The organism is Methylobacterium sp. EM32, from assembly GCF_040593685.1.
Classification (GTDB): domain Bacteria; phylum Pseudomonadota; class Alphaproteobacteria; order Rhizobiales; family Beijerinckiaceae; genus Methylobacterium.
Genome location: NZ_JBEXZS010000181.1, coordinates 1 through 1,368, shown reverse-complemented (window position 1 = coordinate 1,368; position 1,368 = coordinate 1). Strand labels below are relative to the sequence as shown.

The 1,368-nt window shown below is 51.5% G+C and carries 2 protein-coding genes; both read left to right on the top strand.

Translation table 11 applies throughout. The features are described 5' to 3' along the window. On the top strand, window positions 1–205 hold a 205-nt coding region (locus ABZT49_RS24280; protein WP_355289761.1), incomplete at its 5' end, for a hypothetical protein. Window positions 206–802: 597 nt separating this feature from the next. After that, the gene (locus tag ABZT49_RS24275) at window positions 803–1,012 is read left to right on the top strand and encodes a cold-shock protein (RefSeq protein WP_048435290.1); all 210 of its coding nucleotides are present in this window, start codon (window positions 803–805) and stop codon (window positions 1,010–1,012) included. Window positions 1,013–1,368 lie beyond the last annotated feature (356 nt).

The window sequence follows — 1,368 nt, the reverse complement described above, 5'->3', positions numbered from 1 at the left end:
CCCTATCGCCGCGACGAACTCGCCCGCTCGCTCCGGCTGGTGCTTGGCGGCGAAAGACGCTGAAGGCGTCACCAATGACGATCCGGTGCCAGCCTTCGGAGATGCCTCCACGATCGTCATCCAATTATTTTCCGATGTATTATATTTTTATGTGAAAGACCGTAAAATAATCAATCTAGCGGATGAAGCTATGGCTTATCATTAAACACGCACTTAAACAGTGCCGCAAACAATAGTCAAACATGCCTGAAAACAGATCGGCTTGATCTCATCACCGGCGTCTCATTGATCAAAAATGAGTTACAGCTTCGACATATCGATCGGCATATGATCATCAATGCTCCGCGATCGCGCCAGAATAGGTAGTAAAACTTGGTTTTATCCCCATCAATGACGTTACAGTGCAATGCAACGCAGCCCTTTTCTTTCGATAGGCTACCGAGCTCCTATGACGACATCGATCGGCGAGGAGATCGGCCACGGCGCGAAGAGGCCCGACGAGGCAGAGGGTACAATCATGGCATCTTATGTCGAAGCGGACAGCTGCGCGATGAGGCCACCTTTGCAAGATTTCGTATTAGAAAACCGAACGCGCAAAAAGTTTTTTCTCTGCGCCCTTGCTAATTCGCCTGATCCGAACCATATGAGACGAGCTGACCATTGGCCGGATTGCCGGGCTTTTCGTTCCGCTTACCCCGGGCGTCCGCTCTGTTATTCTCTCCAGATCTGCCGATAGTCGGAGCTTTAGCGACGCTGTGGCGCGCTGAGTTCATGAATGCACCTGGGAAATATGGAGATGACGATGAGCGTCGGCACCGTGAAATGGTTCAACGTGCAAAAGGGTTTCGGCTTCATTCAGCCGGATGATGGCACCAAGGATGTCTTTGTCCACATCTCAGCAGTCGAGCGGGCTGGCATGCAGACCCTTACCGATGGACAGAAACTCTCTTACGAAATGGAAACCGATCGCCGCAGCGGCAAGCAGTCTGCCGGCAATCTGCAATCGGCATAGAATTCACTATATTGGGGTGAGGGCATATTTGTCCTCACTTCTATCGCTTAAAGTTAAGGCGTAGTAGATTTTTAAGCAAAAAAGCGACGTGAATTTTGAGAAAGCCTATAATTCGTTCTCTGCGTTGTAGCAATCAAGCTGTCGCCGCTTCTCGGCAATCGATACTCGCAATAGTTTGGCGACCAGCATCGCGGCGTCAACTATCCGATCGCACCTACTGCGATCACTCGGTCCACGAACCGCACTGACACGCCTCAAGCCGGTTTTTGTCCCCAATCCGATCCCTCGTCAGGAACCGAGCCTGAGCCATGGGCAAATGCAATGAAGCGCCTCTGGGTGAAAGGCTGGGTTCCGCC